The following is a 22,443-nucleotide window of genomic DNA, read 5'->3' as shown; positions in this document are numbered from 1 at the left end:
GCGATGGCCGTTGTTTTTGAAAAGCCCACGCTCGCCCAGCGTGTTCTCCCCCTGTTTCGCGGGTTCGATTTACCCCTGCTCATGATCGTGCTGCTGCTCGCCTGCGCCGGGCTGCTGGCCATGTATTCATCGGGTTATGACCACGGCACGCGCTTCATGGACCATGGGCGCAACATGCTCATTGCCGCAGGCATCCTGTTCGTCGTGGCGCAGGTGCCACCGCAGAAACTCATGGCCTTTGCCGTGCCGCTGTATGTGGCGGGCGTCGCGCTGCTGGTGGCTGTGGCTGTGTTCGGCATCACCAAAAAGGGCGCGCAGCGCTGGGTCAACGTCGGCATCGTCATTCAGCCCAGCGAGATCTTGAAGATCGCCATGCCGCTGATGCTGGCCTGGTGGTTTCAGAAGCGCGAAGGTACGCTGCGCCCGCTCGACTTTGCGGCAGCCGCTTTGCTGTTGGCGATCCCGGTGGGCCTGATCATGAAGCAGCCGGACCTGGGCACCTCGTTGCTGGTGCTGGCGGCGGGGTTGTCGGTGATCTTCTTTGCGGGGCTGCCTTGGAAGCTGGTGCTGCCGCCCGTGCTTTTGGGCGGCCTGGGCATCTTCACGCTGGTGCTGCTGGGCGACCAGCTGTGCGCAGACGGGGTGCGCTGGTCGATCCTGCACGACTACCAGCAGCAGCGCATCTGCACCTTGCTCGACCCGACGCGGGACCCGTTGGGCAAAGGCTTTCACATCATCCAGGGGATGATCGCCATCGGCTCAGGCGGCGTGTGGGGCAAGGGCTTCATGGCCGGCACGCAGACCCACCTGGAGTTCATTCCCGAGCGCACCACCGACTTCATCTTTGCGGCGTTTTCCGAAGAGTTTGGTCTGGTCGGCACGTTGTTCCTGAACGTGTGTTTTCTGATGCTGGTTTGGCGGGGCCTGGCGATCGCGGTGGGCGCGACCAGCCTGTTCGGGCGCCTGATGGCCGGCGCGGTGTCCATGATCTTCTTCACCTATGCGTTCGTGAACATGGGGATGGTCAGCGGCATCCTGCCGGTGGTGGGCGTGCCACTGCCGTTCATCAGCTACGGCGGCACCGCCATGGTGACCCTGGGGATGGCGCTGGGCATTCTGATGTCGGTGGCGCGGGCTCAAAAGCAGGATTCCAAAGATGCGCGGCCTGCGCTGCTGGGCTCGTCGGCGTAGCGGGCTGGCGACTGGCGCTGACGCGCTGTTGCGCCCTGTGCCTTCTTGCCAAACGGTGGTCCGGAAACCGTTCCGGGCGCCGCGGCACTTGCGGCCCTCCGCCTTGACCTCATGCGTTGCGCTCGCCGCCGCGGCAGGGTACAAATCGCCTGTTCCTGCGTTCCTTGTCCAGTGCAACCGGAGGGCATCCCATGGCGGCGAAGTTCGAGCTGAAGAAGTCGAAGAACGACAAGTTTGTGTTCAACCTGCTGGCCACCAATGGTCAGGTCATCCTGACCAGTGAACTGTACGAATCCCGCGCCAGTGCGCTGAGCGGGATTGAGTCGGTTCGCAAGCACGCGCCGCAGGACGGCCGGTTCGGGCGCCTGAGCGCCAAGGACGGGTCGCCCTACTTCACCCTCAAGGCGGGCAACGGCCAGGTCATCGGGCAGAGCCAGATGTATGGGGGCGCCAAGGCGCGCGATGCGGGCATCGAATCCGTGCAGGACCACGCCCCACAAGCCGGCGTGGACGACCAGACTGCGGCCTGAGCACACAGCTTTCCGCTGGCGGTGGGTCCACCACGGTGGCGCAGGGGCATGTGAGGCGGTGCTCTGGGGGCACGGGCTGCGCGCCTAAAATGTGCCGATGACCCTCCGCACCCCCACTGCCGCCCCCCAGCGCGCGGCGACCAGCCAGCGCATTGATGTTGCCCGCGAACTGCTGTTGACCCCCTTTGGTCTCGATGAAAGCCACCTGGCCCGTGCCCTGGCTGAAATCCGCACGCACCAGGTGGACGACGCGGACCTGTATTTCCAGTACACGCGCAGCGAGGGCTGGAGCCTGGAGGAGGGCATCGTCAAGACCGGCTCCTTCAGCATCGACCAGGGCGTGGGCGTGCGCGCGGTCAGCGGGGAGAAGACAGCCTTTGCGTATTCGGACGACATCTCCGAAGCGTCGCTGCTGGACGCGGCCCGCACTGTGAGGTCTATTTCAGCCTCAGCGCAGGCAGGTAAAGCGCGAGTAGCTCCCAAAAAGATAGCGGCTGGCCGCAGCCTGTATCCCGGAGTGGACCCGATTGCCTCGCTGGACAGCACGGCCAAGGTGGCGCTGCTGGAAAAGCTCGAGCAGCGCGCCCGCGCCAAGGATCCGCGCGTGGCCCAGGTCATGGCGGGCCTGGCCAGCGAATACGACGTGGTGCTGGTGGCGCGCGCCGACGGAACCTTGGCGGCCGACGTGCGGCCGCTGGTGCGGCTGTCCGTGACGGTGATCGCCGAGCAAAACGGCCGCCGTGAGGTGGGCTCCGCCGGCGGCGGCGGCCGCTTTGGCCTCGCGTATTTCGACGACGAGCAGATGGGCAAGTACGTGGACGAAGCGGTGAACGCCGCCCTCGTCAACCTGGAGTCTCGCCCGGCACCTGCAGGCGAGATGACCGTGGTGCTGGGCTCGGGCTGGCCCGGCATCCTGCTGCACGAGGCCATCGGCCATGGCCTGGAAGGCGACTTCAACCGCAAGGGCTCGAGCGCCTTCAGCGGCCGGATCGGCCAGCGCGTGGCGGCCAAGGGCGTCACGGTGCTGGACGACGGCACCATTGCTGACCGGCGCGGCTCGCTCAACGTGGACGACGAGGGCAATGCCAGCCAGCGCAATGTGCTCATCGAGGACGGCATCCTGAAGGGCTACATCCAGGACTCGCTCAACGCCCGCCTGATGGGCGTGGCGCCCACCGGCAACGGCCGGCGCGAAAGCTACGCGCACATTCCCATGCCGCGCATGACCAACACCTACATGCTGGGCGGCGACAAGGACCCCCAGGAGATCATCGCCAGCATCAAGAAGGGTCTGTACGCCTCCAACTTTGGCGGCGGCCAGGTGGACATCACCTCGGGCAAGTTCGTGTTCTCTGCCAGTGAAGCGTATTGGGTGGAGAACGGCAAGATCCAGTACCCCGTGAAGGGCGCCACCATCATCGGCAGCGGCCCGGAATCGCTCAAGAAGGTGACGATGATCGGCAACGACATGCGCCTTGATAGCGGCGTGGGCACGTGCGGCAAGGAGGGCCAGAGCGTGCCCGTCGGGGTGGGGCAGCCCACGCTGCGCATTGAGGGGCTGACGGTGGGCGGAACCGCCTGACCGGTTTGCGCACCAGTGCGCGGGCGGCGGCGGCTCGTCTGCGCCCAGCATCCTGTGGCGCGGAGCTGTTGCAAGCAGCCCAAACCGGCGAGGCGTAACCGTGCATAAATTGCACCGGCGCCGGTACTGCAGCGCAAAATGACACCCATGCCCGCCACGCGCCCGAGCCAGCTGCTGACCCTTCAATCATTCGGAGACATCAGCCGCTTTCTGCGGGAAGGCGTGGCCGACGAAGACTCCCGCCAGCTGCGCGACAGCCTGAGCGCGTTGTCCACACACATCGACGATGCCGTGCGCGAGCGGCGCACCACCACAGACACCGCCGCCATCACACGCCGTGTGGTGAGCTTGGCGCAATGCGCGCGCGAGCACCAGTTGTTCCTCACGGGGCTGGGATCTGCCTGGCATGCGCTCTACGAGTTTGGCGCCTACCAGCGTGCGCTGCGTGAGCTGCGGCATGCGGTGGCAGACTGGCAGCAGATGCTGGAGCGCCGCAGTGCCAAAGAAAGCGCGTGTTTTGACCAGTTCGAATTGCTGGCCTGGCGCACCTTGGGCGAGGCTCTTTTGCTCATCGACATGTACGAGCACCAGAGCGACCCGCTCAGTGATCTTTCCGACACCGAGCGCCGGCGCCCAGTGCCCACATTGCAGCGATTGCGCAACTGGTTTCGCCGCTGGACGCGCTGAGAAAAGCAGGCCTGCTTGGCTCTTTTTCAAGGTCCTTGGATGCGTGGGCTGCCACCGCGGCGCCCCCCAAAAACACCTTGGAGAAAACCGCGTTGAAGCCGTCACGCTCGGGGTTTTGAGCGATCTGTCTGTTGCGCAACTGCAACGCACACGGCTTGCTGCAGTGCCGCAGTCCTGTGCTACATTGCCCTCCATGCAAGTTCGCAGCGCGTTTTATTTTTGGTTTTTTATCTCAGTCCAAGGCGGATGAGAGGAAAACGCGCAAGCAAACACACCTCCCCATACCAACCGCCGACGCTGCAAAGCCCGGCGGTTTTTGTTTTTCTGCCCTCCCGTTTTCTTTCCCTCTCACTCTCTCCCAACGACTCCACGAGGAAGCAACCATGACGGTCTCCACCACCCCCACCAGCGATTCCTGGTACCGCAGCGTCGAGAAAACCAGCCAGACCGACGACGAACGTATCAAGGACATCACCGTGTTGCCTCCTCCAGAGCATCTGATCCGCTTTTTCCCCATCAGCGGCACGCCGGTGGAAACGCTGATCACCCAGACCCGCAAGAACATCCAGAACATCATGGCCGGCGAGGACGACCGCCTGTTGGTCATCATCGGGCCCTGCTCCATCCACGACCCGGCCGCAGCGCTCGAATACGCGCGCCGCCTCAAGGTGGCGCGCGAGCAGTACAAGGACACGCTGGAGATCGTGATGCGCGTCTACTTCGAAAAGCCCCGCACCACCGTCGGCTGGAAGGGCCTCATCAACGACCCCTACCTCGATGAAACCTACCGCATCGACGAAGGCCTGCGCATTGCGCGCCAGCTGTTGATCGACATCAACCGCCTGGGCATGCCCGCGGGCAGCGAGTTCCTGGACGTGATCTCACCCCAGTACATCGGTGACCTGATCGCCTGGGGCGCCATTGGCGCACGCACCACCGAAAGCCAGGTGCACCGCGAGCTGGCCTCGGGCCTGTCGGCGCCCATCGGCTTCAAGAACGGCACGGACGGCAACATCCGCATCGCCACCGACGCCATCCAGTCGGCCAGCCGCGGCCACCATTTCCTGTCGGTGCACAAGAATGGTCAGGTCGCCATCGTCAACACCAACGGCAACAAGGACTGCCACGTCATCCTGCGTGGCGGCAAGGCGCCCAACTATGACGCCGAAAGCGTGGCCGCCGCATGCAAGGACCTGGAAGCCGCCAAGCTGCCCGCCACGCTGATGGTGGACTGCAGCCATGCCAACAGCAGCAAGCAGCACCAAAAGCAGATGGACGTGGCGCGCGACGTGGCCGGCCAGATCGCCGGGGGTTCGCGCAGCGTCTTCGGCCTGATGATCGAAAGCCACCTCACGGCGGGCGCGCAGAAGTTCACGCCCGGCAAGGACGACGCTGCGGCGCTGACCTATGGCCTGAGCATCACCGACGCCTGCCTGGGCTGGGACGATTCGCTGCAGTCGCTCGCAGAGTTGTCCGCCGCAGTGACGGCACGCCGCGCCCTCTGATGCAGTGAGGGGCCGCGGCGAGCGGCCCTAAACTGAGGAGCCTAGGCCAGGCGCAATCGTTGCGCCGCGGCCCTGCGCTACGGTCTCAGAAAAAGAAAGGCAGCCACCATGCACAGCGAAGTCTCCGTCCGCCTGGCCGGACACCAGGAATTCCGTTTTGACCTGAAGTCCGCCGAGCCCATGGGTCATGAGGCTGGCCGGCGCTGGCTGGATGAGCAATTCATCGCACTCGATTGCGAGCCGCTGCGTGCCAGCGGCAAGGTGCTGTTGGCCGACAAGGTGCTGACCGTGGCCCGCGCTGCCGGGGCACCGCTCCTGGCGGACCCGGACTGGTCGCTCAACTTTGCGCGGGCCGCCAGCGCTGCGCTGGCCAAACCTGTGGTGCGCGTGGACGTACCCGGCATGGCCGTCACGTTCTGATTTGATAAAAAATTGGCATCTAGCGCTTGTTGGATAAGCGCTAAATGCTATTTATTTTGTAGCGCGTGTAGTGTTTGCAGCAGCTTGGCGTGCACGCCTCCAAAGCCGCCGTTGCTCATGCAGACGATGTGGTCCCCGGGCCGGGCGGCCGCGCAGACCTGCTGAACCAGCGTGTCGATGTCTGCCGCCGTCTGGGCGCGCTGCCCTGGGCCTACGCCTAGCGGCGCCAGCGCCTGCGCAGCGTCCCAGTCCAGCCCGGCCGTGTGGCAGAACGCGAGGTCCGCGGGCTCCAGCGACCAGGGCAACTGGGCCTTCATGGCGCCCAGCTTCATGGTGTTGCTGCGCGGCTCGAACACGGCCAGGATGCGCGTCCCGTCACCCTTGCCGATGCTGCGGCGCAGCCCGTCGAGCGTGGTGCGGATGGCCGTGGGGTGGTGGGCAAAGTCGTCATACACCGCAATGCCGCCGACGGTGCCGCGCAGTTCCATGCGCCGTTTGACGTTCTGAAACGCGCCCAGGGCCACCGCGGCCTGCTCAGGGCTCACGCCCACGTGGTGCGCCGCCGCAATCGCCGCCAGCGCATTGAGCTGGTTGTGCACACCGGTCAGGCTCCACTCCACCCGAGCGGTTCGTTGGCCACGGTGCAGCACGTCAAACGCGTGGGGCGCGCCGTCGGCCGAGAAGTCGCTCACGGCCTCGCCAAAGCTGCTGACCTCGCTCCAGCAGCCCATGTGCAGCACACGGACCAGGCTTTCCTCCAGCCCGTTGACCACCACCCTGCCGGACGGCGGCACGGTGCGCACCAGGTGGTGAAACTGCCGCTCGATCGCGGGGAGGTCGTCAAAGATGTCCGCGTGGTCGAACTCCAGGTTGTTCAGCACGGCCGTGCGGGGGCGGTAGTGCACGAACTTGCTGCGTTTGTCGAAGAAGGCGGTGTCGTATTCGTCGGCTTCGATCACAAAGAGCGGCGACTCGCCCAGCGTCGTGCTGCCGGGGGTGGGGCGCTTGGCGGCCCCCAGACGCGCCGACAGGCCGAAATTCAGCGGCACGCCACCGATCAGAAAACCAGGCTGCTGCCCGGCGCTTTCCAGAATCCACGCCAGCATCGACGTGGTGGTGGTCTTGCCGTGGGTGCCAGCCACTGCAAGCACGTGCCGACCATGGAGCACGTGTTCGGCCAGCCATTGCGGGCCGCTGGTGTAAGGCAGGCCGGCTTCCAGAATGGCTTCCATCAAGGGGAATTTGGGGCTGCCATCCGGCAGGCGGGCGCGGCTCACCACGTTGCCGACCACGAACATGTCGGGCTTCAAGGCCAGCTGGTCGGCGCCAAAACCTTCGATCAGATCGATGCCCAGGGCCCGGAGCTGGTCGCTCATCGGCGGGTAGACCCCCGCGTCGCAGCCGGTGACCTTGTGGCCCGCTTCACGCGCCAGCGCCGCCAGGCCGCCCATGAACGTGCCGCAGATGCCCAGTATGTGTATATGCATGGGCGCAGATTCTAAGAGCCGGCCCATGGCGACCGGGCTAGGGACCGGGGCCCGCGGGGGTCAGGGGTGAAATGTGGTGGGTGGGGGCGGCTGCGCTCCCCGGGGTTGGGTGAGAGCAGCCGTTCAACCCGGCCGGCGCGCAGATGAGAGCGGGCGGACAGATTCAGGCGGAACCTTCCACCCAGGTCGTGATGCCAAATTTGAGCCAAATAATGCTCTAGCGCTTATTCATCAATCATTTATTGCTATTAAAAATGTAGCAAGTGAAATTATGGAACGCTGACCTGAGCGGGTCTGAGGGTCAACCCATGGCTACGGCGCCGGTTGAGGCCACAATGGTGATGTTCCCCAGCCATCCTTCACTGCCATGCACACTCCCCTGAGCGAAGAAATCGCCCACACCACGGCCCGCCTGGTGGTGGAAGAAGGCCTGGAATGGGGGCCGGCCAAGCGCCGGGCGCTGCGCCAGATGGGCCTGCCCGCACGCACACCCCTACCGGACAACGACCAGGTCGAGTCGGCAGTGCGTGAATACATCGACCTCTTTTGCGCGGACACCCAACCACGCGAACTGCGGGCGCTGCGGCAGCTGGCGCTGGTCTGGATGGAGCGCATGGCCGCCTTTCGCCCCCATCTGGCCGGGGCTGTCTGGCACGGCACGGCCACACGGCTGTCGGACATTTATCTGCAATTGTTCTGCGATGACTCCAAATCTGCAGAAATTGCCCTCATCGATCACCACGTGGACTACGAGCCGCGCACCGTGACCGGATTCCATGGCGAATCGGTGGAAGCGCTGAGCCTGGGCAGCAAGTCACCAGAGCTCAACGAAATGATCGGTGTGCACCTGATGATTTACGACCTGGACGATTTACGCGGTGCCCTGCGCCCTGACTCCAAAGGCCGCACACCGCGTGGCGACATGACAGCGGTGCTCCGCCTGCTGCAGGAAAATGCCAGTCCATGAACATCCCTGTTTCTTCTGAGCCGTCTGCCGCGGCAGACCCGACGTTGCCACCATCGCCCGCGCGCCGGCGCTGGCTGTATGCGGGGGTGGCCGGCGCGGCCGCACTGGGCGGTGCGGGCCTAGCATGGTGGAAGTTCCAGCCGCACGCCATGGAGAGTGGGGCAGAGCAAGCGCTTTGGGCGTTGGAGTTCGAGCGGCCGGAGGGCGGCACCATTGCCCTCCAGTCGCTGGCGGGAAAACCCCTGCTGCTCAACTTCTGGGCGACCTGGTGCCCCCCGTGTGTGGAAGAACTTCCCATGCTCAATGCCTTCTTCCGTGAACATGCCGCGAACGGCTGGCAGGTTCTCGGTTTGGCCATCGATCAGCCTTCGGCGGTACGCAAATTCCTCACGCGTATCCCGCTGGAGTTTCCCGTGGGTCTGGCCGGATTGGGAGGAACCGAATTGGGCCGCTCGCTGGGCAATCTGACGGGCGGGCTCCCTTTCACCGTGGTCCTGGGGGACAGCGGTAAAGTGCTCCATCGTAAAATGGGGCAGGTGACCCCGCAGGATTTGCAGCTTTGGTCGGCATTGCGCTAGCGCGCGAGCCCTTCGGCTCCCTCTTCAGCCTGCCCCGCCCCTTGTGGCGGATGCAGAAGTTCATCAAAAATGCGCGTGGAAGACGGGAATAGGGTGAAATTGGAGTAAATTCGCGCCCTATTCAGTTTTATAGCCGTTGGAGCTTCCATGGATCTGCGAAAACTCAAAACCCTCATCGACCTTGTCTCCGAGTCGAACGTGTCTGAACTCGAAATCACCGAGGCCGAGGGCAAAGTCCGCATCGTCAAGAGTGGTGGTGCGGTTGTCCAGCAATATGTTGCGGCCCCCATGCAGGCCCCGGCGGCTGCTGCCCCAGCCGCCGCCCCGGTGGCCGAACTGCCAGCGCCGGCCGCTGCAGCGCCCACCGGCCACATCGTCAAGTCCCCCATGGTGGGCACGTTCTACCGCTCGTCCAGCCCTGGCGCCAAAGCGTTTGTGGAAGTGGGCAGCCAGGTGAAGGAAGGCGAGACGATCTGCATCATCGAAGCCATGAAGATCTTGAACGAGATTGAAGCCGACAAGTCGGGCACGGTCACCCGCATCCTGGGCGAAAACGGCCAGGCGGTGGAATACGGACAGCCGCTGTTCGTTATCGAATGAGTGGGAGCCACCCCCTGAGCGGCTGCGCCGCTTTCCGCTTCGTCCGGCTGGCGCCGGGAAGCGGGACGACGACAGCACGGCGGGGTGGGCCCCATGCGGCGTTCGCCGGTGCGGCGACAAGTCTGTTTCAAGCGTCGCGGGCAGCGCGATGTACCCTGGATACCGAATATGTTTAAAAAGATACTGGTCGCCAATCGCGGCGAGATCGCCTTGCGCATTCAGCGCGCCTGCAGTGAGCTCGGCGTCAAAGCCGTGATGGTCTACTCCGAGGCCGACCGAGACGCCAAGTACGTCAAGCTGGCTGACGAAGCAGTGTGTATCGGCCCCGCGCCGTCGCCGCTGTCCTACCTCAACATGCCAGCCATCATCTCTGCGGCTGAAGTGACCGATGCCGAGGCCATTCACCCTGGCTACGGTTTCCTGTCTGAGAACGCCGACTTTGCCGAGCGTGTGGAAAAGAGCGGGTTCCAGTTCATCGGCCCCACGCCGGACAACATTCGCACGATGGGCGACAAGGTCTCGGCCAAGCAGGCAATGATCCGCGCGGGCGTGCCCTGCGTGCCCGGCTCCGAGGGCGAGTTGCCCGATGACCCAGTGCAGATCCGCCGCATTGCCAAGGCAGTGGGCTACCCGGTGATCATCAAGGCCGCAGGCGGCGGCGGTGGCCGTGGCATGCGCGTGGTGCACACCGAGGCCGCGCTGGTCAATGCCGTGCAGATGACTAAGGCCGAGGCTGGCGCTGCGTTCGGCAATCCTGCGGTGTACATGGAGAAGTTTCTCCAGAACCCGCGCCACATCGAAATCCAGATCCTGGCCGACAAGCACCGCAATGCGGTGTACTTGGGCGAGCGCGACTGCTCCATGCAGCGCCGCCACCAGAAGGTGATCGAAGAGGCACCGGCGCCCGGCATTCCCCGCAAGCTGATCGAAAAAATCGGCGAGCGCTGCGTGGCCGCTTGCAAGAAGATCGGCTACCGCGGCGCGGGCACGTTCGAGTTTCTGTACGAGAACGGCGAGTTCTACTTCATCGAGATGAACACGCGCGTGCAGGTCGAGCACCCCGTGACCGAGTGGATCACGGGCGTGGACATCGTGAAGACGCAGATCATGGTTGCAGCGGGCGAGAAACTGCCGTTCACCCAGCGCCAGATCGAGATCCGCGGCCATGCCATCGAGTGCCGGATCAATGCTGAAGACCCTTACAAGTTCATCCCATCCCCCGGACGCATCACCACATGGCATCCACCGGGCGGGCCGGGCGTGCGGGTGGATTCGCATGCCTACACCAACTACTTCGTGCCGCCCAACTACGACTCCATGATCGGCAAGATCATCGTGCACGGTGACACGCGCGAGCAGGCCCTGGCCCGCATGCGCACGGCGTTGAACGAGACGGTGATCGAAGGTATCAACACCAATGTGCCGCTGCACCGCGAACTGATGGTGGACGCCAAGTTCATGGCCGGCGGCACCAACATCCACTACCTGGAAGAGTGGCTGTCGCAACACAAGCGATAGGTCTTCCCGCGTTGGCGCGGCCTGCAAGGGTTGCGTGCTCCATCCATATGCTGGCCTCTGGCAACGGGGGCCGGCATTTCATTTTTTCTGAGAGTCGCCCATGTTTGAGCTCAGCCTGATGTGCCCGGAAGACAGTATCGAAGCGGTCAGCGACGCGCTGGATGCGCTGGATGCGCTGTCGGTGTCGGTCGAAGATGCCGATGCCCAGACCGATGCCGAGCAAGCGCTGTTTGGTGAGCCTGGCATGCCGCCGCCCAAGGACGGATGGCAGCGCAGCCGGGTGGTGGCGCTGTTCGCGTCCGAGGCTTTGGCTACCGAGGCGCGTGATCTGCTGGCCATGCAGGATTTCTTTGAGGGATGTCAGGCGCTGGGCGTTGCGAAGGTCGAGGAGCAGGATTGGGTGAGGCTCACGCAGTCGCAGTTCGCGCCCGTGGACATCACGCCGGATTTCTGGATCGTCCCGACCTGGCACGAGCTGCCCCCCGAAGCCAAACGCAGTATTCGCTTGGACCCGGGCCTTGCTTTTGGCACGGGCACGCACCCCACCACGCGCATGTGCCTGCGCTGGATCGCACGCCATGGCGCCACCGATGAGGCTGCGGGCAATCCGCTGGGGCGTGTGCTGGACTACGGCTGCGGTTCCGGCATTCTGGCCATCGGCGCTGCGAAGTTCGGCGCCACGGAGATCGACGCGGTCGACATCGACCCTGCGGCCGTGGAATCCACCGCCCAGAACGCGGCGGCCAACGACGTGGTTTTGCGGGCAGGGCTCCCAGACAAGGCGCAGGGCCAGTACCAGACCGTGCTGGCAAACATTCTTGCAACCCCGCTGCGGGTGCTCGCGCCTTTGCTTTGCGCACACGTCGCAGCCGGAGGCCACCTTGTGTTGGCGGGCATCCTGGAGCGGCAGCGCGATGAGCTCAAGGAAGCCTACGCGCCCTGGCTCCAGCTCGAGGTGGCGGACACGGAAGACGGCTGGATATTGATGACCGCCCGGCGCTGAGCCGCTTGCCCACCCCCGGTGGGAAAGTATCGGCCCCTACAATCGCCCGCTGATGAGCCAGATCACCCGTTGCCCGTCCTGCTCCACCTCCTTCAAGGTGGTCGCGGACCAATTGCGCATCTCGGAAGGGTGGGTGCGTTGTGGCCAATGCAAAGAGGTCTTCGACGCAGCGGCGCATCTGCTGCCGGCGGCGCCTCCGCCGCTGTTGCCCGATGTCTCGTTGACGGATGTGCGGCCACCCCCGGCGCCGGTGGTGCGCCAGGCAGACACTGCACGGGCCTGGGGGCAGGTGCCGCCCCCTCCGCAGTCCCAGCCTCCTGCGGGCGCCACGGCTTCAGCAACTCCTGCGCCGGCCTCGCCTTTGCTCAGCGGGGCGGAGTTTTCACTGCTTGCGACTGACTCGTCTGCTGCCGCCGTTCCTGCAACGTCTGTCACTCTAGAAGCGGCACCCGAGCCCGTGCTGGCAGTCCCGGAACCTGCGGTACCCGCGTTTCTTGCCGCGGGCAGTGCAGGCCGCTCCTTCGATGGCGAGCTTTCCCTGCATCCTCTGACTCCGTTCAGCTGGGGCGCATCCAGCGGCTCACCGGCCCGGCATGGCGCACCTGTCGGTGATGTCGACCTGGGCCGACCGGTGCATGTTCTTCCCTCGTTGGCCGATGAGGCGTCGCCTGTGCCTATTGCTGCACCGGTTCCTGTGCCGGCGCCGGCGGCCCTGCCTTCCGCGAACTCAGCAATAGAGGAGGTGACGGTGCCTCGCGCGCCAGCGGGGTATGAATTGCCTTTTGCTGACCTGCGGGACGAGGAAGAGGCGCTTCTCGACGACACCCCGCCGCCTTCGTTTGACGTGACTGTGCCTGCGGAGTTGACCCCTATGGGTTATCCGCCTCTGGAGCTGCCTGCGAAGCCAGTGCCGCCGGCGACTCCCGCCCCGGAGCCTGCGTACCGCTTGGATGGTGATGGTGGACCATTGCCCCTCCCCGGCACTGAAGAAAAAAGTGCAGGCGAAGAAGATCTCCCATCTGTGGACTTTGTCCAGAGCTCACGTCCATCGCACCCGTCTCAGCAGCCCTCGGGGGAAATGCTAGAGGGGCTGGCCTTGGTCGAAGACGATTCCCCCGCTGCAGTTCTGCTGCCCAGGTCTCGAAAGGCGCGTGAAGATGCTGCCGACGAGTCCGAGGAAGGGCAGGCCGCCGAAGAAGAAGTGAGCTTTGTGGTCGCCGCACGGCGCAAGGCCTTCTGGCGCAAGCCTGTGGTGCGAACGGTGCTGGTGATGCTCATGCTGCTGGCCACCGTGGGTCTGGCGCTCCAGGTGGCTTTCCAAGAACGTGCTCACATTGTGGCCAAGGACGCGCGCACGCGGCCTTGGCTGGCAGCGCTGTGTGGCCCGTTGCATTGCGAGATCGCGCCACAGCGCCAGATCGCCGATGTGGTCATCGACAGCTCTTCATTCAACAAGGCGCGGGGCGACAGCTATCAGCTCACGCTGGCGATGAAGAGCAAGGCAAATATTCCGCTGGCCATGCCCGCCGTGGAGCTCACCTTGACCGATGCCCAGGACCAGCCGGTGCTTCGCCGCGTCCTGCTGCCGGGCGACATGGGCGCGCCTGTAGAATTGCCGGCCCGAGGTGAGTGGTCCACCGCGGTATCGGTAATCGTGACCACGGGCGGGGCGCGTGTTGCGGGCTACCGCCTGCTTGCGTTCTACCCCTGAGCTAGTTCTCTCCCCACTACCTACCAACCTTCCGATATGGCTGCCCTTATTTGCGGTTCCTTGGCGTTCGACACCATCATGACCTTCGAGGGGCGGTTTGCCGAGCAGATCCTGCCCGACCAGCTGCACATCCTGAACGTGTCCTTCCTGGTCCCGTCATTGCGCCGCGATTTCGGCGGGTGCGCCGGCAACATTGCCTACAGCCTCAAGCTGCTGGGAGGAGAGCCTGTGCCCATGGCCATGCTGGGAAGCGACGGGGGCGAGTATCTGCAACGCCTGGAGGCACTCGGCATCAGCCGTCGCCATGTAGGCCAAGTGCAGGACACCTACACGGCGCAAGCCATGATCATGACCGACCGGGACAACAACCAGATCACTGCGTTTCACCCCGGCGCAATGATGCAGGCCCACGCCCATCGCATCGAGCCCGATGCCGCCGTGAAGGTGGGCATCATCTCGCCCGATGGGCGTGATGCCATGCTGCAGCATGCGGCCCAGTTTGTGGCCGCGGACATTCCGTTTGTCTTCGATCCGGGCCAGGGTCTGCCCATGTTCAATGGCGAAGAGCTCACGCGGTTTGTCGAGCAGGCCACCTGGGTGACGGTGAATGACTACGAAGGCAGAATGCTTGCCGATCGCACTGGGATGACGTTGGGAGAGCTCTCGCGCAAGGTGCAGGGCCTGGTGGTGACGCTGGGCGCTGAGGGCTGCGAGGTGTGGGTAGATGGTGCAAAGACCCATGTCCCACCGGTAGTCCCTGCGCAAGTTGTTGACCCGACCGGCTGTGGTGATGCCTGGCGCGGAGCACTGTTGTTCGGATTGGAAAAAGGCTGGTCCCTCGTGCGTTGCGCCGCATTGGGCAATCGTGTGGGCGCGCTCAAGATTGCGCAGCGTGGTCCGCAGAACTACACGCTTGATTTCAAGCCGGAATGAGGGCCAGGGGTGACCTCGCTGCCTCAGGTTGCCTGGGGAGAGCGAGTGGTTCCCTTTGCCCTGCCGCCGGGCGCCCGTCTTTTTCAGGCATAAAAAAACCCGGTGCACAGGCACCGGGTTGAGGGCGTGATACGCCAGGATCAGGGCTTGTTGCCCGTAGGAAACGGCCAGGCTGCCTGAGGGTTCAGCGTCGTCTGCGCAGCAGGTGCGGGCGCAGGGGCAGGGGCCTTGGGCGCCTTCTTGGCGGGAGCCGCCTTCTTTGCTGCCGGAGCTGCCTTCTTGGCGGGAGCCGCCTTCTTTGCTGCTACGGCCTTTTTGGCGGGTGCTGCTGCCTTTTTGGCGGGAGCGGCTTTCTTCGCCGGCGCTGCCTTTTTGGCGGGAGCGGCCTTCTTCGCTGGCGCTGCCTTCTTTGCTGCTACGGCCTTCTTGGCTGGAGCGGCTTTCTTTGCAGGTGCTGCCTTCTTGGCGGGCGCGGCCTTCTTCGCCGGTGCTGCCTTCTTTGCTGCTACGGCCTTCTTGGCTGGAGCGGCTTTCTTTGCAGGTGCTGCCTTCTTGGCGGGAGCGGCTTTCTTCGCCGGTGCTGCCTTCTTTGCTGCTACGGCCTTCTTGGCTGGAGCGGCTTTCTTTGCAGGTGCTGCCTTCTTGGCGGGAGCGGCCTTCTTCGCCGGTGCTGCCTTCTTCGCTGCTACTGCCTTCTTGGCAGGGGCGGCCTTCTTCGCTGGGGCTGCTTTCTTAGCGGCCGGTTTTTTCGCAGTTGCCATCATGTTCTCCTTGAGTCAATTTGCAAAGAGCACTTCCTGTCTTCAATGGACAAGAAGCGATCCATGGAGATGGAGGTAGTCCCCATCCCCATGAACACGGGAACGTCCCACGCTGCGGCGCTCTGTGGCGCTGTCGGTGCGGAACGTGGTGTAAAAATCCATGGTGGTGCGATACAAAGAAGGTGCTAGTCCCAGGACAGCGCCCCACCGGACTGGTATTCAATAACCCGGGTCTCGAAGAAGTTGCGTTCCTTCTTGAGGTCGATCATCTCGCTCATCCACGGGAACGGGTTCTCCTCATTGGGGAACAGCGTTTCGAGCCCGATCTGGGTCGCGCGGCGGTTGGCGATGTAGCGCAGGTAGCCCTTGAACATGGAGGCGTTCATGCCCAGCACGCCGCGGGGCATCGTGTCCTCGGCGTAGCGGTATTCCAGTTCGACTGCCTTGAGGAACAGAGCCTTGATCTCGGCCTTGAACTCCGACGTCCACAGGTGGGGGTTCTCCAGCTTGAGCTGGTTGATCAGATCGATCCCGAAATTGCAGTGCATCGACTCGTCGCGCAGGATGTACTGGTACTGCTCCGCGGCGCCCGTCATCTTGTTCTGACGGCCCAGCGCCAGGATCTGCGTGAAGCCGACGTAGAAGAACAGGCCTTCCATCAGGCAGGCAAACACGATGAGTGACTTGAGCAGCGTCTGGTCGGTCTCGTGTGTACCGGTATGAAAGTGCGGGTCGCTGATCGCCTCGATGAAGGGGATCAGGAATTCGTCCTTATCGCGAATGGACTGCACCTCGTTGTAGGCGTTGAAGATCTCAGACTCATCCAGGCCCAGCGACTCCACGATGTACTGGTAGGCGTGGGTGTGGATGGCTTCTTCAAACGCCTGGCGCAGCAGGAATTGGCGGCACTCAGGTGCGGTGATGTGCCGGTAGGTACCGAGCACGATGTTGTTGGCGGCCAGCGAGTCGGCGGTCACGAAGAAGCCGAGGTTGCGCTTGATGATGCGGCGTTCGTCTTCCGTCAGACCGTTCGGGTCCTTCCACAACGCGATGTCACGCGTCATGTTCACCTCTTGCGGCATCCAGTGGTTGGCGCAAGTGGCGAGGTATTTTTCCCAGGCCCACTTGTACTTGAATGGCACCAGCTGGTTGACGTCGGTCTGTCCGTTGATGATGCGCTTGTCGGCTGCATTGACACGGCGCTGGGCTGCTGCAGCCGGGGCCGCGGGCTCCGCTTCAGCGCTCTGGAAAGGCACAGGCGGTTGCGCCGCCAGGCGGTTGTTTTGCAGACCGCCGTCCAGTTGATTTTGCGATGAGGGCTTGACTTCTTCGTCCCAGGTCAACATAGATTTTCCAGTGTTCGGATTATGAAAGCAGTGCTGCAAAAAGGAAAGCACTGAAGCGTTGTGCAGCAACGATTTGTTGCTTCACAGCACATGCGCAATGCCTCGGATCAGCGCGAGGCGTTGCACGCTAAGTTCTTATTGGCAGGCTTCGCAGCCGGGATCATCGATCGCGCAGAATTTGATGTCCGTTGCGGGTAGCGCATCGGCCTGGGCGGTGGTCGCGACGGCAGCCACTTCAAGCGCACTGGGCTTGGCCTGTGCAGGCGCCGAGGCTTGCTGCGCGCCGCCATCACTGCCTGAGGACACTGCGTTGAGCTGGCGCGTGTTCACGGTGCTCATCTCGACGTGCGTGGCGCTTTGCGTGCGCAGGTAGTACGTGGTCTTGAGGCCACGGATCCAAGCAAGCTTGTAGGTGTCGTCCAGCTTCTTGCCCGATGCGCCAGCCATGTAGATGTTCAGGCTTTGCGCCTGGTCGATCCACTTCTGGCGACGCGAAGCTGCTTCCACTAGCCATTGCGCCTCGACTTCGAAGGCTGTCGAATACAGATCCTTGATGTCCTGGGGCACGCGATCGATGGGGTGTAAAGATCCCTTGAAGTGCTTGAGGTCCATGATCATCACGTCGTCCCACAGACCCAGGCGCTTGAGGTCGCGCACCAGCCCGCCGTTGATGACGGTGAATTCGCCCGACAGGTTGGACTTCACGGACAGGTTGCCGAACGAAGGTTCGATCGAGGCATCTACACCGATGATGTTGGAGATCGTGGCCGTCGGAGCAATGGCGACGCAGTTGGAGTTGCGCATGCCGTCCTGCGCGATCTTCTTGCGCAGCGCGTCCCAGTCGAGCGTCGACGAACGATCCACTTCCACGTAGCCGCCGCGGGCTTGCGACAGCATGTCCAGGGTGTCGAAAGGCAGGATGCCGCGGTCCCAAAGGGAACCCTTGTAGCTGGAATATTGGCCGCGTTCGCGGGCCAATTCGGTGGACGCCCAATAGGCGTAGTAGCAGATGGCTTCCATCGACTGATCGGCGAACTCCACGGCTTGCTGAGAAGCGTAGGGAATGCGCAGTTCGTACAAGCTGTCCTGGAAGGCCATCACGCCGAGACCCACGGGGCGGTGGCGCAGGTTGGAGTCGCGGGCCTTGTTGACGGCGTAGTAGTTGATGTCGATCACGTTGTCGAGCATGCGCATGGCGACCTTGATGGTCTTCTTGAGCTTGTCGTGGTCGATCTTGCCGTCCTTCAAATGCTGCAGCAAGTTGACCGAGCCCAGGTTGCACACCGCGGTTTCGGTGTCGCTGGTGTTGAGCGTGATCTCGGTGCACAGGTTGGACGAGTGCACCACGCCGGCGTGCTGCTGGGGTGAGCGCACGTTGCAGGCATCCTTGAAGGTGATCCAGGGATGGCCAGTCTCGAACAGCATTGTCAGCATCTTGCGCCACATGTCGGTGGCCTGCAGCGTTCTCGAGGGCTTGATCTCGCCGCGCGCAGCCTTCTGTTCGTAGGCCACGTAGGCCTTCTCGAAGTCGGCACCGAACAGGTCGTGCAGGTCGGGCACATCGGAGGGCGAGAACAGGGTCCAGGTGCCCTTTTCCATCACGCGGCGCATGAACAGGTCGGGGATCCAGTTGGCCGTGTTCATGTCGTGCGTGCGGCGGCGGTCGTCGCCGGTGTTCTTGCGCAGCTCCAGAAACTCCTCAATGTCCAGATGCCAGGTTTCCAGGTAGGTGCAGACGGCGCCCTTGCGCTTGCCGCCCTGGTTCACCGCCACGGCGGTGTCGTTGACCACCTTGAGGAACGGCACTACGCCCTGCGATTCGCCGTTCGTGCCCTTGATATGCGAGCCGAGAGCACGCACGCGGGTCCAGTCGTTGCCCAGGCCGCCGGCAAACTTGGAGAGCAGCGCATTTTCCTTGATGGAGTCGTAGATGCCTTCCAGGTGGTCGGGTACCGTGGTCAGGTAGCACGAGGACAGCTGCGAGCGCAGCGTGCCGCTGTTGAACAGCGTGGGCGTGCTCGACATGAAGTCGAAGGACGACAACACTTCATAGAACTCGATGGCGCGTGCTTCGCGGTCGGCTTCGTTGAGCGACAGGCCCATGGCCACACGCATGAAGAAGCACTGGGGCAGCTCGATGCGGGTCTTGCGCACGTGCAGGAAGTAGCGGTCATACAACGTCTGCAGGCCCAGGTAGTCGAACTGCAGGTCGCGGTCGGCCTTCAGGGCGGCGCCCAGGCGGGCCAGGTCGAACGTCAGCAGGCGCTCGTCCAGCAGCTCGTTGTCCACGCCCTTCTGGATGAACTGGGGGAAGTACTCAAGATAGGCTTGGCCCATGGCGTCCTGGGTCACTTCCTTGTCCAGTACCTCGCGCACGATGGTGTGCAGCAGCAGGCGGGCAGTGGCGTAGGTGTAGTCCGGGTCCTTTTCGATCAGCGTGCGCGCGGCCAAGATCGAGGCTTTGTAGACCTCGTCCATGGGCACGCCGTCATACAGGTTGCGCATGGTTTCCGCGACGATGGGATCGGCGCTGATGTCCGCGCCCAGGTTCACGCAGGCAGATTCGATCAGGGACTGCAGGCGGTTCAGGTCCAGCGCCACGCGCTTGTTCCCATCGATGACATGCAGCAGCGGTGCGGATGGAACAGCAGCCTGCTGTTCGGTCTGGCGTGCACGCTCCTGCGTGCGGCGCTCGCGGTAGAGCACGTAGGCCCGGGCGATTTCATGGTGGCCGCCGCGCATCAGGCCAAGTTCCACTTGGTCTTGCACGTCTTCTATATGGAAGGTGCCACCGGCGGGGCGTGAACGCATCAGCGCGCGCACGACGTTCTGCGTCAGCGTGTCCACCACTTCGCGCACGCTGGCGGACGCGGCGCCCTGGGTGCCATGCACTGCAAGAAACGCCTTCATCATCGCCACCGCGATTTTCTGGGGCTCAAAGGGCACCACGGCGCCGTTGCGGCGGATGATCTGGTAGTGCGTGAGCGAATTGGCGGCGGTTGCCGACGCGGCCTCGGATGCGGGTGCATCTTGGGGTGTGGCGTGGGCGATGGAAGGCGTATTCAAAGCAGCTTGCATGGGTGTCCTCTTCTATGGGCTGTCCGGGGTGTGATGCTCGGCTGGAGTGCCGCCGCGCAGTGTGAGTGGTGCGCGAGGTTGAGTCTGGCGCACACTATATATGGTGTGTCACAGGCATTCAAGACACTACCGGTAGTGTATCGCCGTAAAAAAGCCCTGAGGACGAACCAGCCTGTGTTAGGCCTGCAAGGTGCTGATGCGACACTCCGGCGCAAGCTGTTGATCTGCGTGGATGTTGCCCCGAGACCCGCATGGCGACAGGCGCTGCGAACCGTTTCTGCCGGGAAAACCGCATGGCGCTTGGGTCGCGCTTGAAGCATCCCAGCATGTGCAAACGCACAAACAAAAAATGAAAAATGTTGTGCCGAGGCTCCAGCCTCAGCGCGCGTTCGGGGCCGTTGCCAGGGTGCCCGCAGGAAACCGCTCCAGCGGCCAGGTCAGTCCCTCGTGCAAGCGCGGCCAGTCGAAGCCAGGACCCGGGTCCTGCTTGCGCCCTGGGGCGATGTGCTCGTGCCCAGCAATGTGTGCAATGGGATAACGCTGTGCGATGTCGCGGCAGAGCTGGGTCAGCGCCTGGTATTGAGGGGCCTCAAATGTTCGCCCCTCCAGACCTTCAAGTTCGATGCCGATGGAGTCATCGTTGCACTGCGTACGGCCTCGGTAGGCTGATTGGCCGGCGTGCCACGCGCGCTGGTCGCAGTCCACGAACTGCCAGAGCTTGCCTGTACGCTCGATAAAGAAGTGGGACGAGACCGCCAGGCCGCGGATGCTCTGGAAGTAGGGATGGGCGTCCCAGTCGAGTGCATTGGTGAACAGCTGTTGCACCGCGCCGGTGCCATATTCGCCCGGAGGCAGGCTGATCGAGTGCACCACGATGAGGTCGATGGCGGATCGCGCCTCGGCGGGGCGCTCACTAAAGTTTGGGGACGCGAGCTGTTGCGCGGCACGGAGCCAGCCGCCGTTCCACGGCGAGCCTGCATCATCGGCGGCATCAGCCAATATCTTCATTGGGGTCCAGATCGTTCGGCGCGGCGATGTTCAGGCGGGCAATGCGGTAACGGATCTGGCGCAGGCTGATGCCCAGACGTGCGGCGGTCGCGGTCCGGTTGAAGCCGGTGTCACGCAGCGCTCTGATGAGGATGTCGCGCTCTTGCTGGTCCAGCCAGGCCTGCAGGTCACTGGGCAGGGGCACGCTGCTGCCGGGGGTGTTGACCGCCGAGGACGCTTGTGCGGATGGCAGGATCGAGTCGCTGGAGGTGTGGGCGGTGAATGGCGAAGCGTCTGAACGCGGCGCGGCCGGGGAAGAGACCGCTCGCGGGGACGCAGGTTCCGCAAACACCGTGGGCCCTTCCACATGCAGTTCATCGCCGTCACTGAGCGCTACCGCGCGGTGCAGCAGATTCTCCAACTCGCGGACATTCCCTGTGAGCGGATGCGCAGCGATGGCCGCAAGTGCCTGTTCTGTGAGCCTGGGCACCGGCATGCCCGACTCCTGCGCAATGCGGGACAGCAAGGCCGCGCACAACGCAGGGAGGTCTTCGCGTCGCTCGCGCAGCGGCGGAATCACGATCTCGATCACGTTCAACCGGTAATATAGGTCTTGCCGGAACCGGCCTGACTGGACGTCCGCGGCCAGGTCGCGGTGGGTGGCGCTGACGATGCGCACGTCCACCGTTTCTTCCTGGGTCGAACCCAGGGGCCGCACGCTGCGTTCCTGAATGGCGCGCAGCAGCTTGGACTGCATGGCCAACGGAAGATCGCCAATTTCATCCAGAAATAAGGTGCCACCGCGCGCCGCCTGGAAGTAGCCGTCGCGGTCCGCCGAGGCGCCGGTATACGAGCCCTTGCGGGCGCCAAAGAATTCGGCTTCCAACAGGTTTTCGGGGATCGCGCCGCAGTTGACGGCAACCAGCGGCCCATCGGCGCGCTGGCTGCTGGCGTGCAGCGCTTGCGCCACGAGCTCCTTGCCAGTGCCCGATTCGCCATGGACCAGCACCGGGGCCATGCCGCGGGCCACCTTGGCGACCCGCTGCTTGACAGTGCGGATGGCCACCGACTCCCCGACCATCCGGTCCAGTGCCGCCCCGGCTCCCAGCGATTCGATCTGCGCCGTGCCCGCAGCCTTGCTTTGGTTGCCCCCCGTGCGCGCCGCGCGGGGCGCGGGCACGCCGCCCGTGCCCTGCACGGCGGATGCCACCACCGAACGGAACTGCTTGAGGTCCACCGGTTTGGTCAGATAGTCGAAAGCCCCGGAGCGCAAGGCCTCGACAGCGTTCTCGGCCGAGCCATAGGCCGTCATCACGACGCAGCGTTCCTTGCGCTGCTGCTCCCGCAGGTCCTGCAGCAGCTCCATGCCAAAGCCATCGGGCAGGCGCATGTCGGTGATCACGGCGTCAAAGCGCTGGGCCTTGAGCTGGTCGCGCGCCTCCTGGACGCTGGACGCAGTCTCGACGCGGTAGCCCTCGCGCAGCAGCGTGAGCTCGTACAAAGTGCGAAGGTCGGGTTCGTCGTCCACGACGAGGATGGAAGCAGGGGTGGCGTTCATG

19 protein-coding genes and 1 pseudogene are annotated in these 22,443 nt (G+C 63.9%); 14 read left to right on the top strand and 6 right to left on the bottom strand.

Annotated elements, in window-relative coordinates:
• The first annotated feature begins 3 nt into the window (after positions 1–3).
• The 6 genes from rodA (at position 4) to ACSQ3Q_RS19880 (ending at position 5,915) form a co-directional block, all read left to right on the top strand.
• Positions 4–1,191 carry a rod shape-determining protein RodA gene (gene rodA, locus ACSQ3Q_RS19905; protein ID WP_436136056.1) on the top strand — a complete coding sequence of 396 codons (1,188 nt, stop codon included), beginning with the start codon at positions 4–6 and terminating at the stop codon, positions 1,189–1,191.
• A 191-nt stretch (positions 1,192–1,382) separates the two neighbouring features.
• The gene (locus tag ACSQ3Q_RS19900; protein ID WP_436136055.1) at positions 1,383–1,721 is read left to right on the top strand and encodes a YegP family protein; all 339 of its coding nucleotides are present in this window, start codon (positions 1,383–1,385) and stop codon (positions 1,719–1,721) included.
• Positions 1,722–1,818: 97 nt separating this feature from the next.
• Positions 1,819–3,303 (top strand): metalloprotease TldD, encoded by a 1,485-nt coding sequence (gene tldD / locus ACSQ3Q_RS19895; RefSeq protein WP_436136054.1) that lies wholly within the window; start codon positions 1,819–1,821, stop codon positions 3,301–3,303.
• 147 nt (positions 3,304–3,450) lie between these two features.
• Positions 3,451–3,990 carry a hypothetical protein gene (locus ACSQ3Q_RS19890; protein WP_436137040.1) on the top strand — a complete coding sequence of 180 codons (540 nt, stop codon included), beginning with the start codon at positions 3,451–3,453 and terminating at the stop codon, positions 3,988–3,990.
• Positions 3,991–4,373: 383 nt separating this feature from the next.
• Positions 4,374–5,495, top strand: a complete 1,122-nt coding sequence (locus ACSQ3Q_RS19885) for a 3-deoxy-7-phosphoheptulonate synthase (protein ID WP_436136053.1) — start codon at positions 4,374–4,376, stop codon at positions 5,493–5,495.
• A 108-nt stretch (positions 5,496–5,603) separates the two neighbouring features.
• On the top strand, positions 5,604–5,915 hold the full coding sequence (locus ACSQ3Q_RS19880) for a hypothetical protein (RefSeq protein WP_436136052.1): 312 nt from the start codon (positions 5,604–5,606) through the stop codon (positions 5,913–5,915).
• Between the two features lie 47 nt (positions 5,916–5,962).
• On the opposite strand, the gene mpl is transcribed toward ACSQ3Q_RS19880, so the two are convergent.
• Entirely contained in the window at positions 5,963–7,402 is a 1,440-nt protein-coding gene (mpl, locus tag ACSQ3Q_RS19875) for a UDP-N-acetylmuramate:L-alanyl-gamma-D-glutamyl-meso-diaminopimelate ligase (RefSeq protein WP_436136051.1), read from the bottom strand.
• A 367-nt stretch (positions 7,403–7,769) separates the two neighbouring features.
• On the opposite strand from mpl, the gene ACSQ3Q_RS19870 reads away from it, so the two are divergent.
• The 8 genes and pseudogenes from ACSQ3Q_RS19870 to ACSQ3Q_RS19835 all read left to right on the top strand — a co-directional run bounded on the left by ACSQ3Q_RS19870 (position 7,770) and on the right by ACSQ3Q_RS19835 (position 14,712).
• Entirely contained in the window at positions 7,770–8,369 is a 600-nt protein-coding gene (locus ACSQ3Q_RS19870) for a hypothetical protein (protein ID WP_436136050.1), read from the top strand.
• Positions 8,366–8,947 (top strand): TlpA family protein disulfide reductase, encoded by a 582-nt coding sequence (locus tag ACSQ3Q_RS19865; protein ID WP_436136049.1) that lies wholly within the window; start codon positions 8,366–8,368, stop codon positions 8,945–8,947. The genes ACSQ3Q_RS19870 and ACSQ3Q_RS19865 overlap by 4 nt, the downstream gene beginning before the upstream one ends.
• A 147-nt stretch (positions 8,948–9,094) precedes the next feature.
• Positions 9,095–9,547: an acetyl-CoA carboxylase biotin carboxyl carrier protein gene (gene accB, locus ACSQ3Q_RS19860; protein WP_436136048.1), complete on the top strand. Its 453-nt coding sequence runs from the start codon at positions 9,095–9,097 to the stop codon at positions 9,545–9,547.
• A gap of 168 nt (positions 9,548–9,715) precedes the next feature.
• On the top strand, positions 9,716–11,065 hold the full coding sequence (gene accC, locus ACSQ3Q_RS19855; RefSeq protein ID WP_436136047.1) for an acetyl-CoA carboxylase biotin carboxylase subunit: 1,350 nt from the start codon (positions 9,716–9,718) through the stop codon (positions 11,063–11,065).
• Positions 11,066–11,165: 100 nt separating this feature from the next.
• Positions 11,166–12,068, top strand: coding sequence for a 50S ribosomal protein L11 methyltransferase (gene prmA / locus ACSQ3Q_RS19850; protein WP_436136046.1), 903 nt, complete (start codon positions 11,166–11,168; stop codon positions 12,066–12,068).
• 52 nt (positions 12,069–12,120) lie between these two features.
• Positions 12,121–12,186 (top strand): annotated as a pseudogene (locus ACSQ3Q_RS19845) (MJ0042-type zinc finger domain-containing protein); the annotation flags it as partial.
• A 978-nt stretch (positions 12,187–13,164) separates the two neighbouring features.
• Positions 13,165–13,779, top strand: a complete 615-nt coding sequence (locus ACSQ3Q_RS19840; RefSeq protein ID WP_436137039.1) for a DUF3426 domain-containing protein — start codon at positions 13,165–13,167, stop codon at positions 13,777–13,779.
• Between the two features lie 36 nt (positions 13,780–13,815).
• A complete protein-coding gene (locus tag ACSQ3Q_RS19835; RefSeq protein WP_436136045.1) occupies positions 13,816–14,712 on the top strand; it encodes a carbohydrate kinase family protein in 897 nt (298 codons plus the stop codon).
• A gap of 140 nt (positions 14,713–14,852) precedes the next feature.
• Here the strand turns inward: ACSQ3Q_RS19835 and ACSQ3Q_RS19830 are convergent, their stop codons facing one another.
• From ACSQ3Q_RS19830 to ACSQ3Q_RS19810, 5 genes are all read right to left on the bottom strand, one after another.
• Positions 14,853–15,473: a histone gene (locus tag ACSQ3Q_RS19830; RefSeq protein WP_436136044.1), complete on the bottom strand. Its 621-nt coding sequence runs from the start codon at positions 15,471–15,473 to the stop codon at positions 14,853–14,855.
• A gap of 185 nt (positions 15,474–15,658) precedes the next feature.
• Positions 15,659–16,819, bottom strand: a complete 1,161-nt coding sequence (locus ACSQ3Q_RS19825; protein WP_436136043.1) for a ribonucleotide-diphosphate reductase subunit beta — start codon at positions 16,817–16,819, stop codon at positions 15,659–15,661.
• A gap of 135 nt (positions 16,820–16,954) precedes the next feature.
• Positions 16,955–19,897, bottom strand: coding sequence for a ribonucleoside-diphosphate reductase subunit alpha (locus ACSQ3Q_RS19820; protein WP_436136042.1), 2,943 nt, complete (start codon positions 19,895–19,897; stop codon positions 16,955–16,957).
• Between the two features lie 378 nt (positions 19,898–20,275).
• Entirely contained in the window at positions 20,276–20,905 is a 630-nt protein-coding gene (gene ampD / locus ACSQ3Q_RS19815) for a 1,6-anhydro-N-acetylmuramyl-L-alanine amidase AmpD (RefSeq protein WP_436136041.1), read from the bottom strand.
• Entirely contained in the window at positions 20,889–22,442 is a 1,554-nt protein-coding gene (locus ACSQ3Q_RS19810) for a sigma-54-dependent transcriptional regulator (RefSeq protein ID WP_436136040.1), read from the bottom strand. The genes ampD and ACSQ3Q_RS19810 overlap by 17 nt, the downstream gene beginning before the upstream one ends.
• Position 22,443: the final 1 nt, after the last annotated feature.

This window comes from Acidovorax sp. LjRoot129, from assembly GCF_964253765.1.
GTDB lineage: Bacteria > Pseudomonadota > Gammaproteobacteria > Burkholderiales > Burkholderiaceae_C > Acidovorax.
This window is presented reverse-complemented; position numbering and strand designations above follow the sequence as displayed.